This is a genomic window from Anthropogastromicrobium aceti (genome assembly GCF_020687335.1).
Classification (GTDB): Bacteria; Bacillota; Clostridia; order Lachnospirales; family Lachnospiraceae; genus Anthropogastromicrobium; species Anthropogastromicrobium aceti.
The window spans coordinates 60,124-82,185 of the sequence record NZ_JAJEQN010000003.1; the positions used below are offsets into that span (position 1 = coordinate 60,124).

Below are 22,062 nucleotides of genomic sequence, written 5' to 3' on the forward strand. Positions count from 1 at the left end.
ATGGCTTTTTCTGATACCCAGACGCAGGCCATCGCGCATAAAGATGGCCCCGCTCTTGTTCTTGCAGGACCTGGCTCCGGCAAGACAACTGTGATCACAAACAGGATTGTGACGCTCCTTGAGCGCTATCATATTCCGGGATCCCGTATTCTTGTTATCACTTTTACAAGAGCTGCGGCACAAGAAATGCAGAGCCGTTTTTTTACCCTTTACCAGAAGAGAAACGCCCGTTTGGATGCAGCACGCTCCACGGGCGTTACTTTTGGCACTTTTCACTCTGTTTTCTACCGCATTTTAAAGCATGCTTACCAATATGATGCCTCCAACATTTTGACGCAAAAGGAACAGTATAAAATGATTGAGAGTATCATCGATGAACTTGATATGGACGCACCTGATTTTAATGAGCTTGCCTCTAACCTGCTCGGAGAGATCTCTGCTGTCAAAAGCAACTGTCTGTCACTTGACTATTACTATGCAAAAAGCTGCCCTGAAAATGTGTTTCGCCGTGTTTACCGCCTTTATGAAAAAAAGCTTCGTCAGGCTAACAAAGTCGATTTTGATGATATTTTGACAATGACTTATGACCTTTTGTCTAAACGGCGTGATATTTTAGATGCCTGGCGCCAGCGCTTTTCGTACATTCTAATTGATGAGTTTCAGGATATAAATCTTGTGCAGTATAAAACAATTCAATTGCTCGCTGCACCGAAAAATAATCTTTTTATCGTTGGCGATGATGATCAGTCGATTTATCGCTTTCGCGGTGCAAGGCCTGAGATCATGCTTGGTTTTGAGAAGGATTATCCAAATGCCATCCGCATCCTGCTTGATGTAAATTATCGCTCAGATGCCTACATTGTGGCAGCTGCCAATCATTTAATCGTGCATAACACGGCTCGTTTTCCAAAGAAAATCCGTGCTTCTCATCAGGCAGCCTTCCCTGTCCTGTTAAAGCCATGCCGTGATCCTGCTGAACAAAACAGATATCTGACAGCACAGCTTCGCGATTATCATGCACAAGGCTATGCTTATGAGCAAATGGCAATTTTATTTCGTACTAATCTTGGAATCCGCTTTGTTATGGATGCGCTTATGAAAGGCGGAATACCATTTCACATGAAGGATGCCATACCGAATCTTTTTGCTCATTGGATTTCACTTGATATAATTGCTTATCTTCGCCTTGTCTCTGGTACTGGAAACACAAGGGCGAACTGGCTTCGCATTATGAATCGCCCTAACCGATATATTAAGCGTGAGGCTCTTGCGCCTTTTACATCTGATATCAGCGTAGCACAATTAAAAGCATATTATCAGGATAAGGACTGGATGCTTGAGCGCCTTGACCGTCTTGAATATGATCTTTCGATCATGAAACGCATGTCGCCCTATGCTGCAATCCACTATCTGTCTAATGCAATGAAGTATCAGGATTATCTAAAAGACTATGCTAAGGAGCATCACATTAATGAGCAGGAGCTTCTTGATGTGCTAAATGCCGTTCACGAAAGCAGCCAGTCATGCCGCACCTTTGCCGAGTGGTTTACTTATATTGATACATATACAGAGGAATTACAAAAACAGGCTAAAAGCCCTGCTTCAAAGGATGCAAATAATGAAAGCGGTGTCTGTCTTTGCACACTTCACTGTGCAAAAGGTTTAGAGTATCCGATTGTTTTCATTCCCGATATAAATGAAGACAATATTCCTCACGCTCGTGCTGCTGTTGATGCCGATCTTGAGGAGGAGCGCCGACTTTTTTATGTTGGCATTACACGAGCAAAGGAACATCTTCATTTGTACTGTGTCGGTGAAGCCTCTGGAAAGGAAAAGTTTCCAAGCAGATTTTTAGAAGAACTAAATGAAATGTAAAAAAACCTTAAGCAGATTAGTTAATTTACTATATCTGCCTAAGGTTTTTATTTTGTCAAAATTAACTGCAATTAAAACTTCTTTGCATCCTCTTCTTCTGCTGCAAGTTCTTCCTCGCTGACTAACTCGTCATATTCCTCATCGTCAAGCATTTCATCAAATGCGTCAGAAGCAATCTCATACTCCTCATCGGACTCAATATTTGTCAGGTTTGGATTGCCCTGCTCATCCTCTTCATAACGATACAGATAAACAGTACCTTCCTCTGCTTCAATTCCCTCAGTTGGAAGAAGTGCAATATACTCTCTGTCTCCGCCCTTGAAAATATTTAGTACGATACACTCTAACTCAGAATCATCATCAAGTGTCAGGGTTACTGTATCGCGTCCTTCAAACTCGTCATCATGCTTTGCCATTCTCTCTCTCCTTTCTGTCGTTTTTGTTCAATATATTCGTAACTATTCAGAAAGCTTCTCAATTGCAGCCTTGATACGTGCGATAGATTCTTCTTTTCCAAGAATTTCCATCAGCTCAGTTGCACCACCCGGTGTGGACTGTTTTCCTGAAACTGCAGTACGGATCGGCCACATTACAAAACCGGTCTTGTATCCCTTCTCCTTTGCAAATGCACTAAGAGAAGCAAATAATGCGTCATTAGAAAAATCTTCCTGCGCCTCAAGTACTGGAAGAACTTCATTTAACAGCTGTAAGGAAGACTCTTTTGTTGTCTTCATCTTCTTATGAACATACATCTCGCTGTCGTACTCTGGTACTTCCTGGAAGAAATCGACAAGTGCTTCGATATCTGGGAATACCTCGATACGTGTCTTTACCATCTTTGCAATCTTCTCATAATCGCAGTCTCTTGTAACTACCTTTTTGATATGTGGAAGTGCCATCTCCATATAACGGTCATCATCCATCTCTTTGATGTACTCGCCATTTAACCACTTTAACTTTCCGTAGTCAAAGACAGCCGGAGATTTACTCATCTTTGTATAGTCAAACTTCTCGATCATCTCCTGCATCGTCATCTTTTCCTGATTGTCAGCCGGGCTCCAGCCAAGCAGTGCAACAAAGTTTACGATACATTCTGGAAGGAAGCCCTGCTCTAACAGATCCTCAAATGAGGAATGACCGCAGCGCTTTGAAAGCTTCTTATGCTCCTCATCTGTAATAAGCGGACAATGAACATATACCGGAATCTCCCAGCCAAATGCCTCATACAGACGGTTATACTTTGGAGAAGATGACAGATACTCATTTCCTCTTACAACGTGAGTGATACCCATTAAATGATCATCTACTACGTTAGCAAAATTGTAAGTCGGGAAACCATCAGACTTGATTAAGATCATGTCATCAAGCTCCTCGTTATTTACAGTGATATCACCGTAAATCTCATCGTGGAAGGTTGTTGTTCCAGTACGCGGATTATTCTGACGGATAACAAATGGCTTGCCTGCTGCAAGGTTTGCCTCAACCTCTTCCTTTGAAAGTCCAAGGCAATGCTTGTCATAGATGCTGATTTCCTTATCACCAATCATGGTGTGTAAGGACTCAAGACGCTCTTTATCGCAGAAGCAATAGTAAGCCTCTCCCTTTTCTACCAGCTGCTTTGCATACTTCATATAGATGCCCTGCTTCTGGCGCTCACTCTGTACATATGGGCCTACACCGCCGTCCTTGTCCGGACCTTCATCATGGGTAATGCCCGCTTTTTCCAGTGTACGGTAAATGATATCAACAGCACCTTCAACCTGACGTTCCTGGTCAGTGTCCTCGATACGTAAAAGGAAATCTCCTCCCTCATGTCTTGTAATCAAATACGCATACAGTGCTGTTCTCAGGTTTCCGACATGCATACGTCCTGTCGGGCTGGGAGCAAATCTGGTTCTAACTTTACTCATAATGTAACCTGTCCTTTCTATTTTTCTGTCAGGGATGCAAAATGCCTTCCTGACTTTGTTTTTCATTCTTCTTGCATCTGATAGGGTAGCATATTCAACATAAAAATGCAAGTACTAATGTTTATGCAGTTCACGGATAAGCCAATATTTACAACATAGCCCGAAGGTGAATGGCTTTCACGAGACGGACACTTGGAGCAGGTCTTTCAAAGTAATGTATGATAATAAAGAATATAACAGGAACCTGCGGAGTTTGGTCCGTCGACGAAACTATTACACCGAAGGGCTTTTGTAATATCCCCCGTGAACTGCAGGCAATTAATTTTACAGTACAGAGATATTCTCTCCCTGCAGTCCGTTGAATGCGCCGTCAATCTTGGCATCTGCATGTGCGATCAGCCACTTGTTTTCTGCTGTCAGTAAACGATCTTCTCCTGTTGCCTCTGGATTCTTTGTAATATCGGCATTTGTTCCCTTTGGAAGAATGATGACATCCTTAAAGCCCTTGCCGTCTACTCCGCATGGTGCATAGTGAAGTGTTGTCTCGTACATCTCAAATGCTGTTCCTGCCGGTACAAAGAAGGCTTCTACCTTTGCTGTGTCGTATGTAAAATCATCTGCTACGTCAACAAGAGATCCAACGAGCACGATCAGATCGGTAACTGCTACGTTTACCTCACCGCAGCGATGATACTCGAGTGCATTTAATAAGGAATTGTGGCCATTGCAGTATCCTACCTGAATTGGAAGCTTTCCATAATAAATTTCCTGAAACTTCTCTGCGCTCTTTGTTGCCTCTAATGCTGCCTCTGATGCCACGTAAACTACATCATCCGGACATGGAGTTGCTTCCATTGCCTGTAACAAATCACCTAATTCAATATCTGTGATCACCTTTCCAAATCTCTTGTACGCTGCGTCATTAACATTCTGAATCTTAATCATCTCTTATTCTCCTTTATATAAATTTGCCATTTTATTACCATAAATATAAAATGTTTAAAATAGCGGACTCAAACATATGAGCCCGCTATATTCTTCTTAATTGAATTGCTCCATTGCTGCGCAACTCTCACAATTCTAAAAATATTCTGATATCTTATGCAAACGGATTCTCAGTTGGATATCTTACACCCTTTGGCTGATTGTAGTTGATATCCTCTAGCGGAACACCGATATACTTGAATACCTCATACAGTGCCTTTCCAAAGTGTCCAAATGCAACTGCTCCATGATGCGGATAGTTCTTCTCAATTAATACATGACGGTAGAAGCGTCCCATCTCTGGAATTGCGAATACACCGATGCCTCCAAATGACTTAGTTGCAACTGGAAGTACTTCACCCTCTGCCATATAAGCACGAAGCTTGCAGTCAGCAGTAGACTGTAAACGATAGAATGTGATATCGCCTGGAACAATATCTCCCTCAAGAGTACCCTGGGTAACTTCTTCCGGAAGGTTACGTGCCATAATCTTCTGATACTTCATTGTGCAGGAAGAAAGCTTCTTGCTGCAGGTATTTCCGCAATGGAATCCCATGAAGGTATCCTTCTGTGTATAGTCAAACTTGCCCTCGATAGACTCCTTATACATATCAGCTGGTACAGAGTTGTTGATATCAAGCAAAGTAACAGCATCTTCGCTAACGCATGTTCCAATAAACTCACTTAAGCATCCGTAGATATCAACCTCACATGATACCGGAATGCCCATTCCAGTCAGACGGCTGTTTACATAGCAAGGTACAAATCCAAACTGTGTCTGGAATGCCGGCCAGCACTTTCCAGCGATTGCCACGTACTTGCGGTATCCTCTGTGTGCCTCAACCCAATCAAGAAGTGTCAGCTCATACTGTGCAAGCTTTGGCAGAACCTCTGGCTTCTTATTGCCTTCTCCAAGCTCTGCTTCCATCTCTGCTACCTTAGCCGGGATTCTTGGGTCATTGTCATGCTTCTTGAATGCCTCGAACAGATCAAGCTCGGAGTTTTCCTCGATCTCAACACCCAGGTCATAAAGTGGCTTGATCGGTGCATTACATGCTAAGAAGTTTAACGGTCTTGGTCCAAAGGAAATGATCTTTAAATTAGACAGACCAATGATGGTTCTTGCGATTGGTAAGAACTCATGCATCATGTCTGCACACTCCTGTGCTGTTCCAACAGGATACTCCGGAATGTAAGCACCTACATTGCGAAGCTTTAAGTTGTAGCTTGCATTCAGCATACCACAGTATGCATCACCTCTGCCATCTGAAAGGTCATTCTGGCTCTCCTCTGCTGCTGCAACAAACATCTTCGGTCCATCGAAATGTTTTGCAAGAAGTGTCTCAGAAATCTCTGGGCCAAAGTTTCCAAGATATACGCAAAGTGCATTACATCCTGCCTTCTTGATATCCTCAAGAGCCTGAACCATGTGGATCTCGCTCTCTACGATACAGACTGGACATTCGTAAATGTCCTGTACATCATACTTTTCTGCATATGCTGCTACAAGAGCCTTTCTTCTATTTACAGAAAGACTTTCCGGGAAACAGTCACGGCTGACTGCTACGATTCCTAATTTTACCTGAGGAATGTTGTTCATGATAAATATGCCTCCTACATTATATGTATCTATTTTTCAGCACGCATTTTACGCGCACCTGAATTACTCACTTAATTACTCGCCAAATACAGCGATGTAATCTTTCTTAAACTTCTCAATACCCTGATCTGTTAATGGATGCTTTACCATCTGCATCAGTACATTGTATGGAACTGTTGCGATATCAGCACCTGCAAGCGCACAGTCGATTACATGAATCGGATTTCTTACGCTGGCTGCAATGATCTGCGTATCAATGTCATCATACATAGCAAAGATATCAGCGATAGTGCGGATCAGATCCATACCTGGTGTAGAAATATCATCAAGTCTTCCAAGGAATGGAGAAACATATGTTGCACCTGCTCTTGCTGCAAGAAGTGCCTGTGCTGCTGAGAATACAAGCGTCACGTTTGTCTTGATTCCCATTGCGGAAAGTGCCTTTGTTGCCTTTAAGCCTTCTGCTGTCATCGGGATCTTTACAACCATGTTCTTATGAATTTTGCTGATTGCAATACCCTCCTTAATCATAGTCTCAGCATCTGTTGTGGTTGCCTTAACCTCACCGCTGATCGGGCCATCTACGATTGATGCGATCTCTGCGATTACTTCCTCAAAAACACGTCCTTCCTTTGCAATCAGGGACGGATTTGTGGTAACACCGCAGATAATTCCCATATCATTTGCCTCTTTAATGTAATCAACATTGGCAGTATCAATAAAAAATTTCATAATAACATACACCTCCAAATCATTGTCATGGACCAAAGTTCTTATCCATGCATTTGTAATAATCATAATGCATGGCCCTATAAAAGTCAACTTGTTTGTACAACTTCTACATCAATTTTCTTGACGCTTTTCTTTTTTTTCATATGCTTTCTTGCACTTTGACTAAGGATCTGCTATACTTAAATTCAGTTCACGGATTCGTGCATCGGCATCTTTTCCGACTCGAACACTACACTGCATTACTATGCAAAATATGGAGGATTATTATGAGCGAAAGAAAACTCCCTACAATTTATACCTGTTTTCCGGGCGGAAAACACAAGGTTTTAACAATGAGCTACGACGATGGTAAATTAGAAGATCGCCGCCTTGTTTCCATCTTTAATAAATATGGCATCAAAGGTACATTCCATTTAAATTCCGGTCTGGAGATGGACACACGTATTCCAACCTCTGAATATCAGGAACTCTACAAAGGACATGAAGTTTCCTGCCATACATTAACTCACCCGACAATTGCACGCTGCCCTATGGAGCAGGTAGTATCTCAGGTACTTGATGACCGTAAAAATCTTGAGGCAATCATGGGATATCCGGTACGCGGACTCTCCTACCCGAATGGCTCTTACTCAAAGGAAATCATAAATGCACTTCCGTCTCTTGGCATTCGCTATGCACGTACTGTAACAAGCACAATGTCCTTTGCAATGCCAGAAAACTTCCTTGAGTGGAATCCAACCTGCCATCACAATAAAAATCTGCTTGAGCTTGGCCAGCAGTTTGTTGATCTGTTCAAGAAGCAGTATCTGTACATGATGTATGTATGGGGTCACAGCTATGAGTTCACTAATCAGAATAACTGGGAACTCATGGAAGACTTCTGCAAGTTAGTCGGCAAACGCGACGATATCTGGTATGCAACCAACATCGAAATCGTTGATTACCTTGACGCAGCAAAGAGACTTCAGTACACCGCAGACTGCTCACATGTATACAACCCAAGTGCAGCATCTGTATGGATCTGTGTAAACGACACCAACTTCATTGAATTAAAGGGCGGCACTATGACCGAGCTTCCAATTGGAGAATGGGCAAAATAATATTATAGAAAAAAATAGGCGAGCCATCAGACTTGCCTATTTTTTATTTCTTTATTACCACTGCTTTGCAAGCAAAAAATCTCGAAGATGTACAATTCGAATTCCATTTTCAATTCCAACATCCATCTCATTCAATGTTACAACATATTTCGGATAATGATCTCGTATTTCCATAAGATTTCCTACTTCACGATTCGAATTCTCTGGAATTTGTACGCATACCTGTACATAAATTTTCTCATCCTTATGAATTGCGATAAAATCAATCTCCTTTGTATTATTCTTTCCAACATACACATCATAGCCTCTGCGACACAATTCAAGGTAGACAATGTTTTCCATTACACCATCTAGCATCTTTCTGTTATAGCCAAATAGTGCATATCGAAATGAAACATCTGCCAAATAATATTTTTCCTGCGTCTTTAAAATACTCTTCCCCTGCATGTCATATCGTTCACATGGAAATATAATAAATGCCTGCTCTAACCATCGTAAATAATTATAAATACTTTCTATGGACACCTTTCTGTTTTCACTTTTCAAAAAATTAGAAATCGAACTTGCCGAAAATGTCTTTCCCATATTTTCAATGACATATTTTACAACACGATCAAACAGATCCTGTTTGTTAATCCTATGTCTTTTTACAATATCACGCGATACCACTGTATGATAAATTCCATCTACAATCTGATATGCTGACTGCTGTTCGTATTCGCCAAGCGCAATGATTGGAAATCCACCAAATTTAATATATTCTTCCAAAAGCTTATCATATGACTGTGTACTCTCCTTTTTAAATTCCAGATATTCTCTGAAAGAGAGCGTAAACACTGGAATTGAAATATAACGCCCTGTCAAATATGTGGAAATCTCACTTGACATAAGCTTTGAATTTGATCCTGTCACATAAATGTCAGCGTTCATTCCCTCAAGCAAGCTATTAACAGCCTTTTCCCATCCCTTAATTTCCTGAATTTCATCTAGCAAAAAATAATAACGCTTATCATCTTCTACTCTTGAAACAAGTTCATCATACATTTGCTTTGCCGTAATCGTATCTGGTATATCCATCTCTGTATATTTTTTCATAATAATATGATCTTCTGGTATACCTCTTTCAAGTAATTCCTGACGAATCATTTCAAAAATAGTAGATTTTCCGCAGCGGCGAACACCTGTAAGAATTTTAACAAGCGGTGCATCCATAAATGGTTTGACAGCTTCAATATAATCTGGTCTCAAAATCATACAATCACCTCCTCTTTTGTAATTATACCATAAAAACTCCATAAATAAAATGAGTTTTTCAGGTTTAACCTTAAAAACTTATATAAAAGAAGTATTTTTTAAGCTGTATAGTAAAAAAGCAGCCCTAATTTCAGGCTGCTTTTTATTCTTAAATTATACTTTCCGTGCCACCACCGTTACCTAACAAGCCCTGAGGCGAATGGCTTTCACGAAGCCGAACGTTGTAGCAGGACTTTCAAAGTAACGTGAAACTTCCGGGTTGAATTTTACGCCTTTTCTGCCAGCAGCTTCTCTGCTGATACAAGTCTTACGCATACTGTAAATACTCTTGATGCAAGCTTTAACTCATCAATGGTCGGGAAGGTCGGTGCCAAACGAATATTTCTGTCCTGCGGATCGATATGATATGGGAAGGTTGCACCTGCTCCTGTCAGGATAACGCCTGCCTCTTTCATCTTTGCTACGATTTCCTTTGCGCAGCCTGGCATTGAGTCAAATCCAATAAAGTAGCCGCCCTTAGGGTTGGTCCACTCTGCGATATCCAGTCCACCAAGATCTTCTTCCATGATGGAAATCAGTGCTTCAAACTTCGGACGAATCAGATCTGCATGTTTCTTCATATGTGCTTCCATTCCCTCATTATCGCCGAAGAAACGAACATGACGCAGCTGATTTACCTTATCATGGCCGATAGTCTGAACTGCCATCTGCTTTTTGATGGAAGCTACATTTGCAGTGGAGGCTGCGAGTGCTGCCATACCAGAACCTGGGAATACAACCTTAGATGTAGATACGAACTCATATACCATATCCGGATTTCCTGCCTTCTCACACTCATCAAGAATGTTTAAGATCTGTGCAGGCTCACCGTTATACAGGTGATGGATACAATATGCGTTGTCCCAGAAAATACGGAAATCTTCTGCTGCCGGCTTTAAGTTTGCGAAGCGGCGTACTGTCTCATCTGAGTATACATAGCCCTGTGGGTTTGTATACTTCGGAACACACCAGATACCCTTTACTAGTGGATCCTCAGAAACAAGCTTTTCAACCATATCCATATCTGGTCCGTCTGGCGTCATAGGCACATTAATCATCTCTACGCCAAAATGCTCAGTAATGCCAAAATGACGATCATAGCCTGGAACTGGACATAAGAACTTAACCTTGCCCTGAAGTGCCCATGGCTTTCCTCCTAAGACACCCTCATACATACATCTAGCAACAGAATCATACATAACATTCAGACTGGAGTTGCCATATACAATTACCTGCTCTGGCTTTGCACCTATCATGCCAGCTAACAAACGCTTTGCCTCTGGGATTCCATCAAGGACACCGTAGTTACGGCAATCGGTACCATCCTCACATGTCAGATTCGAATCAGACTTAAGCACGTCCATCATTCCCTTGGACAGATCAAGCTGTGATGCTGACGGCTTACCTCTGGACATGTTAAGTGCTAAATTCTGTCCCTTGTAATCCTGATACATCGCTTCAAGCTTTTCCTTCTCAGCAAAAAGCTCTTCTCTGGTCATATCCTTATATGCTTTCATAATATGCAGCCTCCTCAGTCTATACAGTTTTGTGCTTCACCGTTATACAGTTTTCATGCAAACTCGTATGCGTATTCCGTTCACTGCATGCATTTTGCTTTGCCTATGCAGCGCTCGTGAGTATTATTGTATTACACATTTTAATTTTTTTCAATATGAATTATGTAAAAAAATTCGCAGATATTCAAAAGAATATGATGCTTTTCATACATATTTTTTAAATTTATTCTGAAAAACCTTTGAAATTCCTGTTTTTCTTTCGAGCAAACACATTCAGACAAAAGAAAAAGGAGAGCTCTGCTCCCCTTTTTCTTACTGTCTTTATTCCGCAAATATGTATATTTACACACAATATTCATTACTCTACAGGTGTTGGTCTTGCTGGATCAAAGATGTCTCTTGCATCAAACAAATCTGATAAACGGTTATGATAGCTGCTGTCAGTATAGCTCATAACTGCCTCCCACATACGAGTTCCGTCCAGATTTCGTCTTGCCTGACGGAAATAATCCTTGTTCGCGCCAATCTGAATCCAATGTTCACTTGATGCATCTACATTACAATAATAGTCAAAGCCTTTTTGTTTTAAATACAAGAACTTCTCATTGTCAGCTGCATAGCCCTGCCAGCCGTCTAGATCTTCACCAAATGCAAAAATGATAATATCTGTTCCTCCAACAAGCGGTGCTACCTCTCTCTCCCACATGTCACTATCCCAGCAGACGCGACCATAACTGCTGCTTCCAATGTAAATATGGCCCCAGCTATGACTTGCAATTGTCCATCCAAGCTCTTTCATTGCGGTGGCAATCTCTTTGGCCGCTGCCTTATCTGCCTCAATGTTTTCATTATTGTAGTACATACGCTGTCGTTCCTCTGCATTCTGCTGATCAAAATATTCGCAGTTCCAATTGTACCAATAGTCAGAGGTACGATAACCAAATATACCATTATAACCAGTGACTGCAATTGTTCCACGCGCACCGCGGTACGAAAAATCTGGATGTGCCTCGATAAAATCCTCTAAAATGGTAAGCACATCGAAGGAGCCGCGTATTACAGTGCCATCGTCAAGCGTATATTCATTTGTAATCTTTCCATTTTCATCAAGCACAAAGCGATCTGCAAAGCCCTGCCCTGTCATATACTCATAGTAGCAGACATCATCCTGTGACAGCACAAATGGTGTTTTTCCTGCTGGAAGATAGATCGGCTTCATCTGCATGATCTGTGTTCCATCTGGCTGAGTTACCATTTCCGCCACATCATGAAGACCTACAAGCACATATCCGTCATCGTACATTTTCTGAATTATTTTTACAAACTCATCAATTGTGGTCATAGCTTCGTTATATGCAATCACCTGCGCCTTGCTGCTAAGTGAAACATCAAATGTCTTTTCAGGATCTACAATCAAAGTATGAAAGAAAATATGTGTAATTGTGTAATTGTCATTCCACTGGAATAGACGGGACTTTTCAAGATCATATTCCTCAAGAGCCTTTGTATACTCTGCATTACTCTCATAGCCGCTCACTGCCTGAATCGTCTCAATTGCCTTATCATAATCATACATTGCAGCATAACGATTCGCTGTATCAAGAACAGTATCTCCTGTGCTAGTAAATGTACTCTCAAAAATTGGCGGATTCTGAAAGCTCTCCGGCAGCTTCACACCATAATCTCTTACCTGTTTTAAGCCTGAAGAAATTCCCTCGTCCATACCTGCCTCAGGATTTGTCTGCTGCTCTGCGAGTGATTCATTTTCCTTTTCATACAGCGTAATCACCTGCTTTTCATACGGTGTTTTTGTTTTATTTGAAACAAAAATTCCAATCACTATTGCAAGCGCAGCCACAATGCAAAAGCCGCCTGCAAAAATGGATTGTCTGCCAAATACCTGCTTTTTTCGATGTTTTTTTGAGCGCTTCTGTGAAGCGTTTTTTGTTCTGGTATCTCGCATTTGATGTACCTGTTTGTTTGATGTCTGTATTATTTTTTTATTTGTATTCTGATTCTTTTTCTCCATGAATTTCATTTCCTGCCTTTTTTGCTTGCGTCTGGTTGCCCATGCATGGTATGATTATAGTTAGCTTTTTAACAGCAAAACTTTATCATTATGATGCTGATTGTGCCATTAAAAGCACTCTCTGTATCATAGCATATTTTTCTCTATATTTGAAACACTATTTTTATGATGAAAGGAGATTTTATGTTTTTTTTAAAATTACATGCAAAACAATTTCTTTTAAGTACTGCTTTGATTCCCTCTCTGGCACTAACAACCACTGTTAAAGTACACGCCGCGTCTAATACAGAGGATGCTTTTGACAATGCTGCCAACACTTTCTTTTGGGATATCATGGATTCTTCGCCTATTAATTTGCACTATTCCTTTTCTTTTCCAGAAGATTATAAATCGTCTGATAATCCACCACTTGGCTCCTTTAGTGAAACCTTCACTGAGACTGCTGAAATATTAAATCGTGCAAAAGAGAATCTCTCAGCAGTAGAATACAATTCACTGACAGCAAAGCAAAAGCAGGTATACCAGCTAATGAATCACTATATTGACATTAATCTGGAATATTGCACTCTTCCTGACTATACGAGTACCTTAGGACCTATGAGCGGCATTTTATCCACTTTAAACACAACTATTACTGAATATTATCTTTTGTCTGAACAGGACATAATTAACTATTTGGATGTATTAAGAGACATCCCACGTTTTTTAAATGACGTTGTGAAGGAAATTGAACATCAGGAAAGCATTGGCTATGTGCCTAGCCTCTATGCCTTTGAGCAGGCACTGGAAAATAAGGATGCGATGACAACATTAGAAAATCATCCCTACCTTGAGGCGTTTGAGTCAAATGTGAGTGAAACCGGATTATCTGATGATGTAGTTAATAACTATACAAAACAGGTAAAGACAGTGTTGACCGATGAAGTTCTTCCTGCTTTTTCTTCTTTCTATGAAACATTAGAAAATAAAAAAGCCTCTGCCGGTGAGAGCAAAGGTCTTGCTTTTTATGATCAGGGTAAGGAATATTATGAACTTTTAGTAAGAGACAATACAGGAACTGATATGACACCGCTTGAGCTTAAGGATTATCTGACAGATAAGCTGACACAGGGGCTTATGAACCTGTCGCAGTCTTACTCTTACAATCCTAATTTGTTAAATGATCTTGATTCCCTGACAGCACCAAAAGCAGACGCTGATGCTATTCTTCAGACATTAAATCAAAAGGCAGCCGAATGTATGCCGGATATCGGTGATACCACATATACACTAAGCTACCTTCCAGAAGCACTTCGGGTTCCGAACAATCTGGCCTACTATCTGTCAAGCCCGCTTGATAACGAAAGTCGAAACATTATCCGAATTAACCCCAGCGAAGTTGGCGATGATTCGATGGTTCTTTGGACTACAATGGCACATGAGGGCTATCCTGGTCATCTTTATCAGCACCAGTATTTTATGCAAAATTCTTTTGAATACAATATTGAGACTCTCATTGGTTCTCTTGGTACCTCAGAAGGTTGGGCTTATTACGTTGAAAAGCTTTCTCTTGAATGGGCAGGAATTGACGAAGCAACTGCTGATGCCTACTTTACTAACCTGATCCTTGGAATGGCTGCACTGTCCGTTGTTGACATAGGTGTCAATTACGAAGGCTGGGGCATAGAAGAAACATCTGATTTTTTAAGCACCTATTATGGCGAATTAGATAAAAACACTTGCCAGAATTTTATAGATACCTGCGCTAACGATCCTGGCGTCTATCTGCCATACAGCGTCGGATACTATAAGACCGAGGATCTGTTTGAACAGATAGCTGATGGATACTCATCCGATAAAAATATGTATGCTGCCTACTTAAATCTTGGATCACTGCCGTTCACACTGCTCGAGAAATATCTGATTTCAGACGGAACCGTCTAAATTTTTCTTTTCCCACTTGGATTCGATCAGATGTCGAATTGCAAGCATCGGATGGTAAAAAAGCATCCTCGGCCCAGAAAAGCGCATAACCTCGCGTATTTTTTCACGCATCGCAGGCTTGTAACAGTGCACTTTGCAATTGGAGCAAAAAGTTTTTGTTTCCATGAATGGACACTTTTCGCTCCGCTGCCAGGCATAATCTTTTAATTCTTGGCAGTCTTTGCAGAGTGCACCGTTTTTACTTTTATGTTGTTTTTTGCAATACAGTTCGATCATCTGGGAGACGACGTATTGCTCTCTCTCCCTCTTTGACTGAATTTTTTTCGTTTCTTTCAAGTTTTTTCTCTTTCTAATTTTTATTTTTTGCGAAACTTATCACGTTTCTTATCAACAATTATCAGAAATTCTTAGCTTTCTCTAACATCACCTTTCGTCAGTTCTTCCATCGCATAAACCGTATCTGCAATCTTCATTGTGGACTCTCTGTGAGAGACAAGTACGATCGTCTTATCGCTTCTTTGTTCATAGAGTGATTTTAAAATGACTGCCTCGTTTAAACTGTCAAGATTACTGGTTGGCTCATCGAGTAACATCAGTGGCGCATCATGTAAAAATGCTCTGGCAAGTCCAATACGCTGTCTTTCTCCGCCAGAAAGTGTATCGCCAAGTTCTCCAACCGATGTATCATATCCTTTGGGAAGTGACATGATAAAGTCATGGACCGATGCCTTTTTGCAAGCTACTTCGATTTCTTCATCTGTCGCTGAAAGCTTTGCAATTTTTATATTGTTTCGAATGCTATCATGAAACAAATAGGTTTCCTGTGTAACAAAACTTTCCATTTGACGAAGATCGGATGTGTTAATCTGTTCAATTGATTTTCCAGCAACCGAAATTCTTCCAGAACTTGGTCTCCAAAATCTCATCAAAAGTTTTAATAGTGTTGATTTTCCACTTCCACTCTTTCCAACGATTCCGACAATTTGATTTCTTGGAATCACAGCTGACACATCTGATAAAATCTCCTCTGACTCATAGCAAAAGCTTAGATGGCTTACCTCGGCTGCTGGAGCTAGATCTGCCTTCTTGTCGCAAAATGCGTCGCAATTTTCGACACTAATATTCTTGCTCTTTCCTTTTGCTTGACTTTCAAATACAACCGGCGCTTTTCCCGTAATCTCCTCTACAAGAGGCTTTTCATCTAAAATATCCAGCACTCGGTTTCCTGCTGCAAATGTATTTTGAAGCGTGCTTCCGAGCGCAGCCAGTGCAACACACGGGCCAAATGAACTCATAAGAGCAACAGTTGAAATTAAAACGCCTGCAAACTCAATTGCTCCCTTCTGATAAAGTATTGTGCAGACAAATAACATTGCCAGATCGAACACTAAAATCACACTGTTTGTAATTGCGGTATTGCGCCCTGACATACGCTTCATCTGTGCCTCATCTTTACTTAGACGCTTCGTCTTTTCATTCATCTGCTGTAAGCGAATGTTTCCCTGGGCATACTGCTGTGTCTCTGAAAGACCACGAAGGCTATCTAAGACAAATGCAGATAACTCTCCTGCTCCTTTTCGAAAACTCATACCTACATCGCCACTCGCGCGTGAGATCAACAATGGGACAAAGATTCCCACTGTCAGATAGGCAATGAGTGCCAAAATTCCTGCCACAACATGAAAGCTTCCAATAAAAAGACACATGATAATTGTAAATAAAAATGAGATCGCTGTCGGCGAGATTGTGTGCGCATAGAATACTTCCAAAAGCTCAATATCGGATGTGATGACACTGATCAAATCTCCCTTGTCTCGCCCTTCTAGCTTTGCTGGGCAGAGTCGTCTAAGAGCAATGAATACTTGATCACGAATTAGCGCCAGAAGCTTAAATGCGATAAAATGATTGCAGCTTTGCTCGCCATATCGAAGACCGGCACGAACCAACGCAAATCCGACAGCTAGTGCAAAAATCCATCCAAGTGACACGCTTGTCTTTATGCCAAGCACATGTAACACACCATAAGCGCCAAGAATAGTAATAAAACTTGCGCACAAATGCCCGGCAAGACCCATTAAAATGGCAAGCACCATATAGCCAGTGAGCGGTTTTACCAATCCAATCAATCGGCTCATGATTTGAAAATTGCTTCGTTTCTTTGCTTGTTTCATGCCAACTTCTCCTTTCCTACTTTCGTATCTGATTTCGTATACTTCTCTAGGCTTTGCTGTGTTTCCCACAGTTTTTTATAGACACCTTTCTTTGCAAGAAGTTCATCTTGTGTTCCGCTCTCGCAAATCATTCCTTTCTCCATCACATAAATTTGGTTAGCTTTTGTGATATTGGCAAGTCGATGTGAGATGACAAACACACTCCTGGTCTGAGCCATTCTAAGCATTTCCGCAATAATATCATTTTCACTCTCCACATCAATATTCGAAGTTGCCTCGTCAAAAATATAGACTGGGCTATCGTGAAGAAGTGCCCTTGCAAGTGCAAGTCTTTGACACTGTCCACCTGAAAAATTGCTTCCCTTTTCTAGGACAACTGTGTCAAGTCCGTTTTCTGTCCTCAAAAATGCTGCCAAATTGACGTGCTCTAGCACTTCCCACAGCTTGTCGTCGATTGCTTTTGGGTCGCCCATCAGCAAATTCTCACGAACAGTTCCCTTAAACAGATAGCTTTGATGACTGACATAGGTAATATGCTTCAGCAGACTTTCTTCTGAAATGTCACGAAGCTCTGTATCACCAATTTTGATGCTTCCTTTATAATTTTTTGATCTGCCCATCAAAATGGATGCAATCGTTGATTTTCCACATCCACTCTCTCCTGCAATCGCGGTGAGTCCTTTCTTTGCAATCGTTAAATTGATATCTGTAAGAACTTGTCTCTCTCCATCGTAGGAAAAACAAACATTTTCGCAGACAATATCTCCTTCCCTCTGGCAATCCTTTTTTGCTTGATCTGGCTCTGGTAAATCAAGGAGTGCGAAAATCTTGTCGCTTGCTGCCATTCCATTCATTGCAATATGGAAGAAGGAGCCAAGCTGACGCATCGGAATAAAGAAATCTGCTGATAAAAGAATAATCAAAAGACAACCCTGTAAATCGACATGACCAGACTGAAACTGCGTCGCAGCAAGAATCATTCCAAGTGCGGCACCTCCATATGCGATAAAATCCATAATCGTAATTGAATTTAGCTGCATCGTCAGCACCTTCATTGTGATCTTTCGAAACTTTTCTGCTTCTTGATTCATTTCTTCATTTTTGTAGGTATCTGACTGGTAAATTTTCAGTGTTGTCAACCCCTGTAAATTTTCAAGAAATGTGTCACCAAGTGCTGTATACTGCCCCCAATATTTCGACAACAGCTTTTTCGCCCATGTCTGTACAGCTGCAATCGCGATCGGAATTAACGGAACACAGATAAGAAGAACCACTGCTGATGGCACATTGACAAAGCAAAGGACAATAAAAAGAGTTAGCGGTGCAAGCATTGCATAGAAAAATTGTGGCATATACGCGCTAAAATACGTCTCAAGCTGCTCAACACCCTCTACTGCCACCTGTACGATCTCAGAGGTTTGAACCTTTTCTTTGTAGCCAGTTCCCAGTCGAAGAAGCTTCTTATAAATTTGCTCGCGGATTACTTTCTTTACCGTCTTGGATGACAGATATCCCATGCGGGAAGAACAGATACTGCAAATTGCACGCACAAAAAGTACGATCACGCAAATCACTGCTGTTTTTCCAATCTGCTCATTGCTATTGGTTCCCAAAAACAGTGATGCCAAAAGTCCTGTGATTGCTGCCATCATAACAATATTGGCAATCAACGAGATCCACTGAAACAATACATTAAAAGCAATATAGCGCTTACTTTCTGGCACCATATTTAAAAGTCGTTTTTTGATCATTCGTGTTTTCCTTTCTCTTTGTATTTCTAGCCAATGCATTATACATGAAAGGCAGCAAAAAAAGCAACCCGCATTTGCTGCGAATTGCCTTTTTGATAGTTTTTCTCATTTAACTTTAGTTAGAACAACAGCACTATCATCTGCTCCACAAGAACAACTGTTACAAGTGCAATTGGGTAGGTTGATGCATAGGCAGATGCCACATCATCCGTTCCTGCTACCTGAATCAGTGAGCCAAGTGCTGGTGTACTTGTCATACCACCGCACAAGGCACCCATGTTGTTGAGGATCGGAAGCTTTAATACCTTCTTTGCAAATAAGTAACCAACAATCATCGGAACAAGTGTCATTATCATTCCGTACACGAAAAGAATCGGACCTTGTTCTATAAGTGTATCGACAAAACCAGCTCCACCCTCGCAGCCTGCTCCTATCAGGAAAAGAATCAGACCAAATTCACGCATACATTCCATGACGCTCTTTTTCGGCTTTAGATCAATCGGTCCAATGTGCACAATATGACCAATTAACAGACCAGCAATTAACGGACCGCCAGATGTTCCAAGTGAAAAGAAAGCACCGCCTGGAAGCGGAATCTTTATAAGACCAATGATTAAGCCAAGTACGATTGTCAGGCAAAGCGGCATCATGCCAAGCGAATCAACAGCGATTAAACCCTTTGTCTTAAAACTCTTTGGTGCATTTCCTGCATCCTCTGCAAGCTTTGCGCGTTCCTTTGCCATATCAACCTTTAAGATTTTTGGCATCAGCTGCACAAACAGTACGACTCCAATAACACCAAATGGGTAGGCAATTCCATAGCCTACTGATACAATATCCTTTGCGCTGCCAGCTGCCTCCTGTGCGGCTGCAAATCCTGGTGTACTTGTCAGGGCACCTGAAAGCAGTCCGGCTGCCAAAGCACCATTTACATTTCCAATCAGACAGATAGCTGCTGTACAAAGTCCGCCGGCAATAATAATGCAAAAGCCAAGTATAACGTAAGACTTGAAGTTGTGCATGAAATTATGAAAAAACTTTGGTCCAGCAATCAAACCAACCGATGCTACAAACAATACAATACCGATGCTCTTTGCAAATGACGGACAGGTTACTCCAAAGTGTCCGGCAATCAGTGATACAATCAGAATGCCGGCATCTCCTACCTCAATTCCTTTAATTTTAATACGTCCTATGATATATCCGATCATTGCAATTAAAAAAACTTGAAATGCCGGATTTGAGAGGACACTGTTTACATATCCCATAGCCGTTTCCCCTATTTTTATTTTGATATTATGATGTTGGGGGCAAAAGGTATTTTGCCCCCAACTGATATCCACGAATTGCTCCGTTGCTATGCAACTTTCGCAATTCTAAAAAACATTCGGATTCGCTGATTTTCTTTGAAAATCGCTGCATCCTCATGTTTTTGCGGGTCCCAAGCTCAAAAACCTAATCGTGCAAGCACGAACGGCTTTTGGAGCTTTTGACCCTGATATCATATTATTTCATTGTGCTCAAAAAAGCCGGAGGGTTTCCCCGGCTTTTTTGCTTTTATTTTATTGAATTACTTTTTTCTTCTGTAATCTGGTAAGATCTTCGGAGATACCTCATCGGTATGGATGCCTGCTGCCTCACACTCCTTCTCGAAGTTGTCAACATGCTCCAGTGTCAGATCAGACAGTGTAACATTCTTAAACTGCTTACCTGCTTCCTGACCTGCATTACGACCGAATACGATAACATCCAGAAGTGAGTTACCCATCAGACGGTTTCTTCCATGAACACCACCTGCTGCCTCACCTGCAACATACAGATTCTCAACATCAGACATACCATTTACGCTGACACGAACACCACCGTTCTGGTAATGCAGTGTTGGGTAAATTACGATCGGCACCTTTCTCATATCGATGTCATATCTTAAGTACATACGAAGCATACCTGGAAGTCTCTTCTCCAGAGTTCCCTCGCCGTGGATTGCATCGATCATCGGGCTATCCAGCCAGATACCATCGCGAAGTGGTGTATGAACACCGTTTCCTCTGGATACCTCACGGATTACACCAGATGCAGCAACGTCTCTGGTCTCCAGTGGATGCATAAATGCCTCACCGTTTACATTGACGAACTGTGCGCCCATGGAACGAACCTTCTCAGTTACGAGTGCACCGTAGATCTGAGATGGGAATGCAACACCAGTTGGATGATACTGTAAGGTATCCTGATACAGAAGTCTTGCACCTGCACGGTAAGCAAGTACCAGACCATCTGCTGTTGCACCGTAGTGGTTGGATGTTGGGAATCCCTGATAGTGAAGTCTTCCTGCACCACCAGTTGCGATGATTACGCACTTTGCACGAGCGATTAAGATCTCACCTGTCTCCATGTTCTGTAAAACAGCACCAGCTGCCTTACCCTCAGTATCCTTGATGATCTCGATTGCAGATGTGAAATCAACAACCGGGATCTTACGGTTCTGAACCTCATCACGAAGAACTCTCATGATCTCAGCACCAGAGTAGTCTGCTGCTGCATGCATTCTCTTTCTGGAAGTTCCGCCGCCGTGTGTGGTAATCATGTTGCCGTCCTTATCCTTATCAAACAGAACGCCAAGGTCATTTAACCACTTGATACAATCTGGTCCGTCCATAACAAGCTTCTCAACAAGCTCTGGAACGTTTGCGAAATGTCCGCCGCCCATTACATCTAAGTAATGCTGTGCTGGAGAATCATTTTCCTTATCTGCTGCCTGGATACCACCCTCTGCCATCATGGTGTTGGCATCACCGATACGAAGCTTGGTAACGATCATTACGTTTGCGCCTGCCTCGTGTGCCTCAATTGCTGCAGATGCACCGGAACCGCCGCCGCCGATAACAAGAACGTCAACGTCATAATCCGGATGAGCCAGATCTAAGGTCATTCCCTGAACACGGCTCTTTGCCTGTAAAAGCTCTACTAACTCCTTCGGAGCCTTCTCGCCTTTGTTCGGTCCTACTATAATCTCTGCAAAGCTAGAAAGATTATAGTCTGGATGATACTGCTCAAGCAGTGCATCCTTTTCTTCTGCTGTCATACGTCTCGGCTCTGCTGCCATACGGGCTGCTCTGGTAGCTTCAACTTTCTTGACAGACTCCATCATTTCCTCTGTATATGGAAAGCTCATCTTAT

The 22,062-nt window shown here is 41.6% G+C and carries 16 protein-coding genes; 3 read left to right on the plus strand and 13 right to left on the minus strand.

Features of this window, described 5'->3' with window-relative positions:
• Positions 1–1,875, plus strand: a complete 1,875-nt coding sequence (locus LKD48_RS01730) for an ATP-dependent helicase (protein WP_308730990.1) — start codon at positions 1–3, stop codon at positions 1,873–1,875.
• Between the two features lie 71 nt (positions 1,876–1,946).
• Here LKD48_RS01730 and LKD48_RS01735 read toward each other — a convergent pair whose 3' ends face one another.
• The 5 genes from LKD48_RS01735 to fsa all read right to left on the minus strand — a co-directional run bounded on the left by LKD48_RS01735 (position 1,947) and on the right by fsa (position 7,101).
• Positions 1,947–2,291, minus strand: coding sequence for a DUF1292 domain-containing protein (locus tag LKD48_RS01735; RefSeq protein WP_066563254.1), 345 nt, complete (start codon positions 2,289–2,291; stop codon positions 1,947–1,949).
• A 42-nt stretch (positions 2,292–2,333) separates the two neighbouring features.
• Complete coding sequence (gene gltX / locus LKD48_RS01740; protein ID WP_066563251.1) at positions 2,334–3,785, minus strand: glutamate--tRNA ligase; 1,452 nt, start codon at positions 3,783–3,785, stop codon at positions 2,334–2,336.
• Positions 3,786–4,109: 324 nt separating this feature from the next.
• Entirely contained in the window at positions 4,110–4,727 is a 618-nt protein-coding gene (locus tag LKD48_RS01745) for a DUF4867 family protein (RefSeq protein WP_227101717.1), read from the minus strand.
• 157 nt (positions 4,728–4,884) lie between these two features.
• Positions 4,885–6,369 carry an L-fucose/L-arabinose isomerase family protein gene (locus LKD48_RS01750; protein WP_308730991.1) on the minus strand — a complete coding sequence of 495 codons (1,485 nt, stop codon included), beginning with the start codon at positions 6,367–6,369 and terminating at the stop codon, positions 4,885–4,887.
• 75 nt (positions 6,370–6,444) lie between these two features.
• Positions 6,445–7,101 (minus strand): fructose-6-phosphate aldolase, encoded by a 657-nt coding sequence (gene fsa / locus LKD48_RS01755; RefSeq protein WP_066563247.1) that lies wholly within the window; start codon positions 7,099–7,101, stop codon positions 6,445–6,447.
• Positions 7,102–7,367: 266 nt separating this feature from the next.
• On the opposite strand from fsa, the gene LKD48_RS01760 reads away from it, so the two are divergent.
• A complete protein-coding gene (locus tag LKD48_RS01760; protein ID WP_066563245.1) occupies positions 7,368–8,201 on the plus strand; it encodes a polysaccharide deacetylase family protein in 834 nt (277 codons plus the stop codon).
• A 54-nt stretch (positions 8,202–8,255) separates the two neighbouring features.
• Here the strand turns inward: LKD48_RS01760 and LKD48_RS01765 are convergent, their stop codons facing one another.
• The 3 genes from LKD48_RS01765 to LKD48_RS01775 form a co-directional block, all read right to left on the minus strand.
• Positions 8,256–9,455 (minus strand): ATP-binding protein, encoded by a 1,200-nt coding sequence (locus LKD48_RS01765; protein ID WP_308730992.1) that lies wholly within the window; start codon positions 9,453–9,455, stop codon positions 8,256–8,258.
• Positions 9,456–9,721: 266 nt separating this feature from the next.
• On the minus strand, positions 9,722–11,011 hold the full coding sequence (locus tag LKD48_RS01770) for an aspartate aminotransferase type Ic (protein WP_308730993.1): 1,290 nt from the start codon (positions 11,009–11,011) through the stop codon (positions 9,722–9,724).
• A gap of 358 nt (positions 11,012–11,369) precedes the next feature.
• Positions 11,370–13,040 (minus strand): polysaccharide deacetylase family protein, encoded by a 1,671-nt coding sequence (locus LKD48_RS01775; RefSeq protein ID WP_308730994.1) that lies wholly within the window; start codon positions 13,038–13,040, stop codon positions 11,370–11,372.
• A gap of 183 nt (positions 13,041–13,223) precedes the next feature.
• Here LKD48_RS01775 and LKD48_RS01780 point away from each other — a divergent pair, with 183 nt between their 5' ends.
• Entirely contained in the window at positions 13,224–14,963 is a 1,740-nt protein-coding gene (locus LKD48_RS01780) for a DUF885 family protein (RefSeq protein ID WP_308730995.1), read from the plus strand.
• Here the strand turns inward: LKD48_RS01780 and LKD48_RS01785 are convergent.
• From LKD48_RS01785 to LKD48_RS01805, 5 genes are all read right to left on the minus strand, one after another.
• Complete coding sequence (locus LKD48_RS01785; protein WP_308730996.1) at positions 14,946–15,299, minus strand: nitrous oxide-stimulated promoter family protein; 354 nt, start codon at positions 15,297–15,299, stop codon at positions 14,946–14,948. The two genes, LKD48_RS01780 and LKD48_RS01785, sit on opposite strands and share 18 nt — an antisense overlap.
• Positions 15,300–15,370: 71 nt before the next feature.
• Complete coding sequence (locus LKD48_RS01790; RefSeq protein WP_308730997.1) at positions 15,371–17,134, minus strand: amino acid ABC transporter ATP-binding/permease protein; 1,764 nt, start codon at positions 17,132–17,134, stop codon at positions 15,371–15,373.
• A complete protein-coding gene (locus tag LKD48_RS01795; RefSeq protein ID WP_118613002.1) occupies positions 17,131–18,885 on the minus strand; it encodes an ABC transporter ATP-binding protein/permease in 1,755 nt (584 codons plus the stop codon). Before LKD48_RS01795 ends, LKD48_RS01790 begins: the two co-directional genes overlap by 4 nt.
• Before the next feature lie 119 nt (positions 18,886–19,004).
• Positions 19,005–20,153, minus strand: coding sequence for an aspartate-alanine antiporter-like transporter (locus tag LKD48_RS01800; RefSeq protein ID WP_308730998.1), 1,149 nt, complete (start codon positions 20,151–20,153; stop codon positions 19,005–19,007).
• 302 nt (positions 20,154–20,455) lie between these two features.
• A complete protein-coding gene (locus LKD48_RS01805; RefSeq protein WP_118613004.1) occupies positions 20,456–22,057 on the minus strand; it encodes an FAD-dependent oxidoreductase in 1,602 nt (533 codons plus the stop codon).
• Positions 22,058–22,062 lie beyond the last annotated feature (5 nt).

Bases quoted from the DNA above. Each gene is read 5' to 3' on its own strand.
- LKD48_RS01730 (WP_308730990.1), top strand. From the start codon at position 1: ATGGCTTTTTCTGATACCCAGACGCAGGCCATCGCGCATAAAGATGGC.
- LKD48_RS01735 (WP_066563254.1), bottom strand. From the start codon at position 2,291: ATGGCAAAGCATGATGACGAGTTTGAAGGACGCGATACAGTAACCCTG.
- gltX (WP_066563251.1), bottom strand. From the start codon at position 3,785: ATGAGTAAAGTTAGAACCAGATTTGCTCCCAGCCCGACAGGACGTATG.
- LKD48_RS01750 (WP_308730991.1), bottom strand. From the start codon at position 6,369: ATGAACAACATTCCTCAGGTAAAATTAGGAATCGTAGCAGTCAGCCGT.
- fsa (WP_066563247.1), bottom strand. From the start codon at position 7,101: ATGAAATTTTTTATTGATACTGCCAATGTTGATTACATTAAAGAGGCA.
- LKD48_RS01760 (WP_066563245.1), top strand. From the start codon at position 7,368: ATGAGCGAAAGAAAACTCCCTACAATTTATACCTGTTTTCCGGGCGGA.
- LKD48_RS01765 (WP_308730992.1), bottom strand. From the start codon at position 9,455: ATGATTTTGAGACCAGATTATATTGAAGCTGTCAAACCATTTATGGAT.
- LKD48_RS01770 (WP_308730993.1), bottom strand. From the start codon at position 11,011: ATGAAAGCATATAAGGATATGACCAGAGAAGAGCTTTTTGCTGAGAAG.
- LKD48_RS01775 (WP_308730994.1), bottom strand. From the start codon at position 13,040: ATGGAGAAAAAGAATCAGAATACAAATAAAAAAATAATACAGACATCA.
- LKD48_RS01780 (WP_308730995.1), top strand. From the start codon at position 13,224: ATGTTTTTTTTAAAATTACATGCAAAACAATTTCTTTTAAGTACTGCT.
- LKD48_RS01790 (WP_308730997.1), bottom strand. From the start codon at position 17,134: ATGAAACAAGCAAAGAAACGAAGCAATTTTCAAATCATGAGCCGATTG.
- LKD48_RS01795 (WP_118613002.1), bottom strand. From the start codon at position 18,885: ATGATCAAAAAACGACTTTTAAATATGGTGCCAGAAAGTAAGCGCTAT.
- LKD48_RS01800 (WP_308730998.1), bottom strand. From the start codon at position 20,153: ATGGGATATGTAAACAGTGTCCTCTCAAATCCGGCATTTCAAGTTTTT.
- LKD48_RS01805 (WP_118613004.1), bottom strand. From the start codon at position 22,057: ATGAGCTTTCCATATACAGAGGAAATGATGGAGTCTGTCAAGAAAGTT.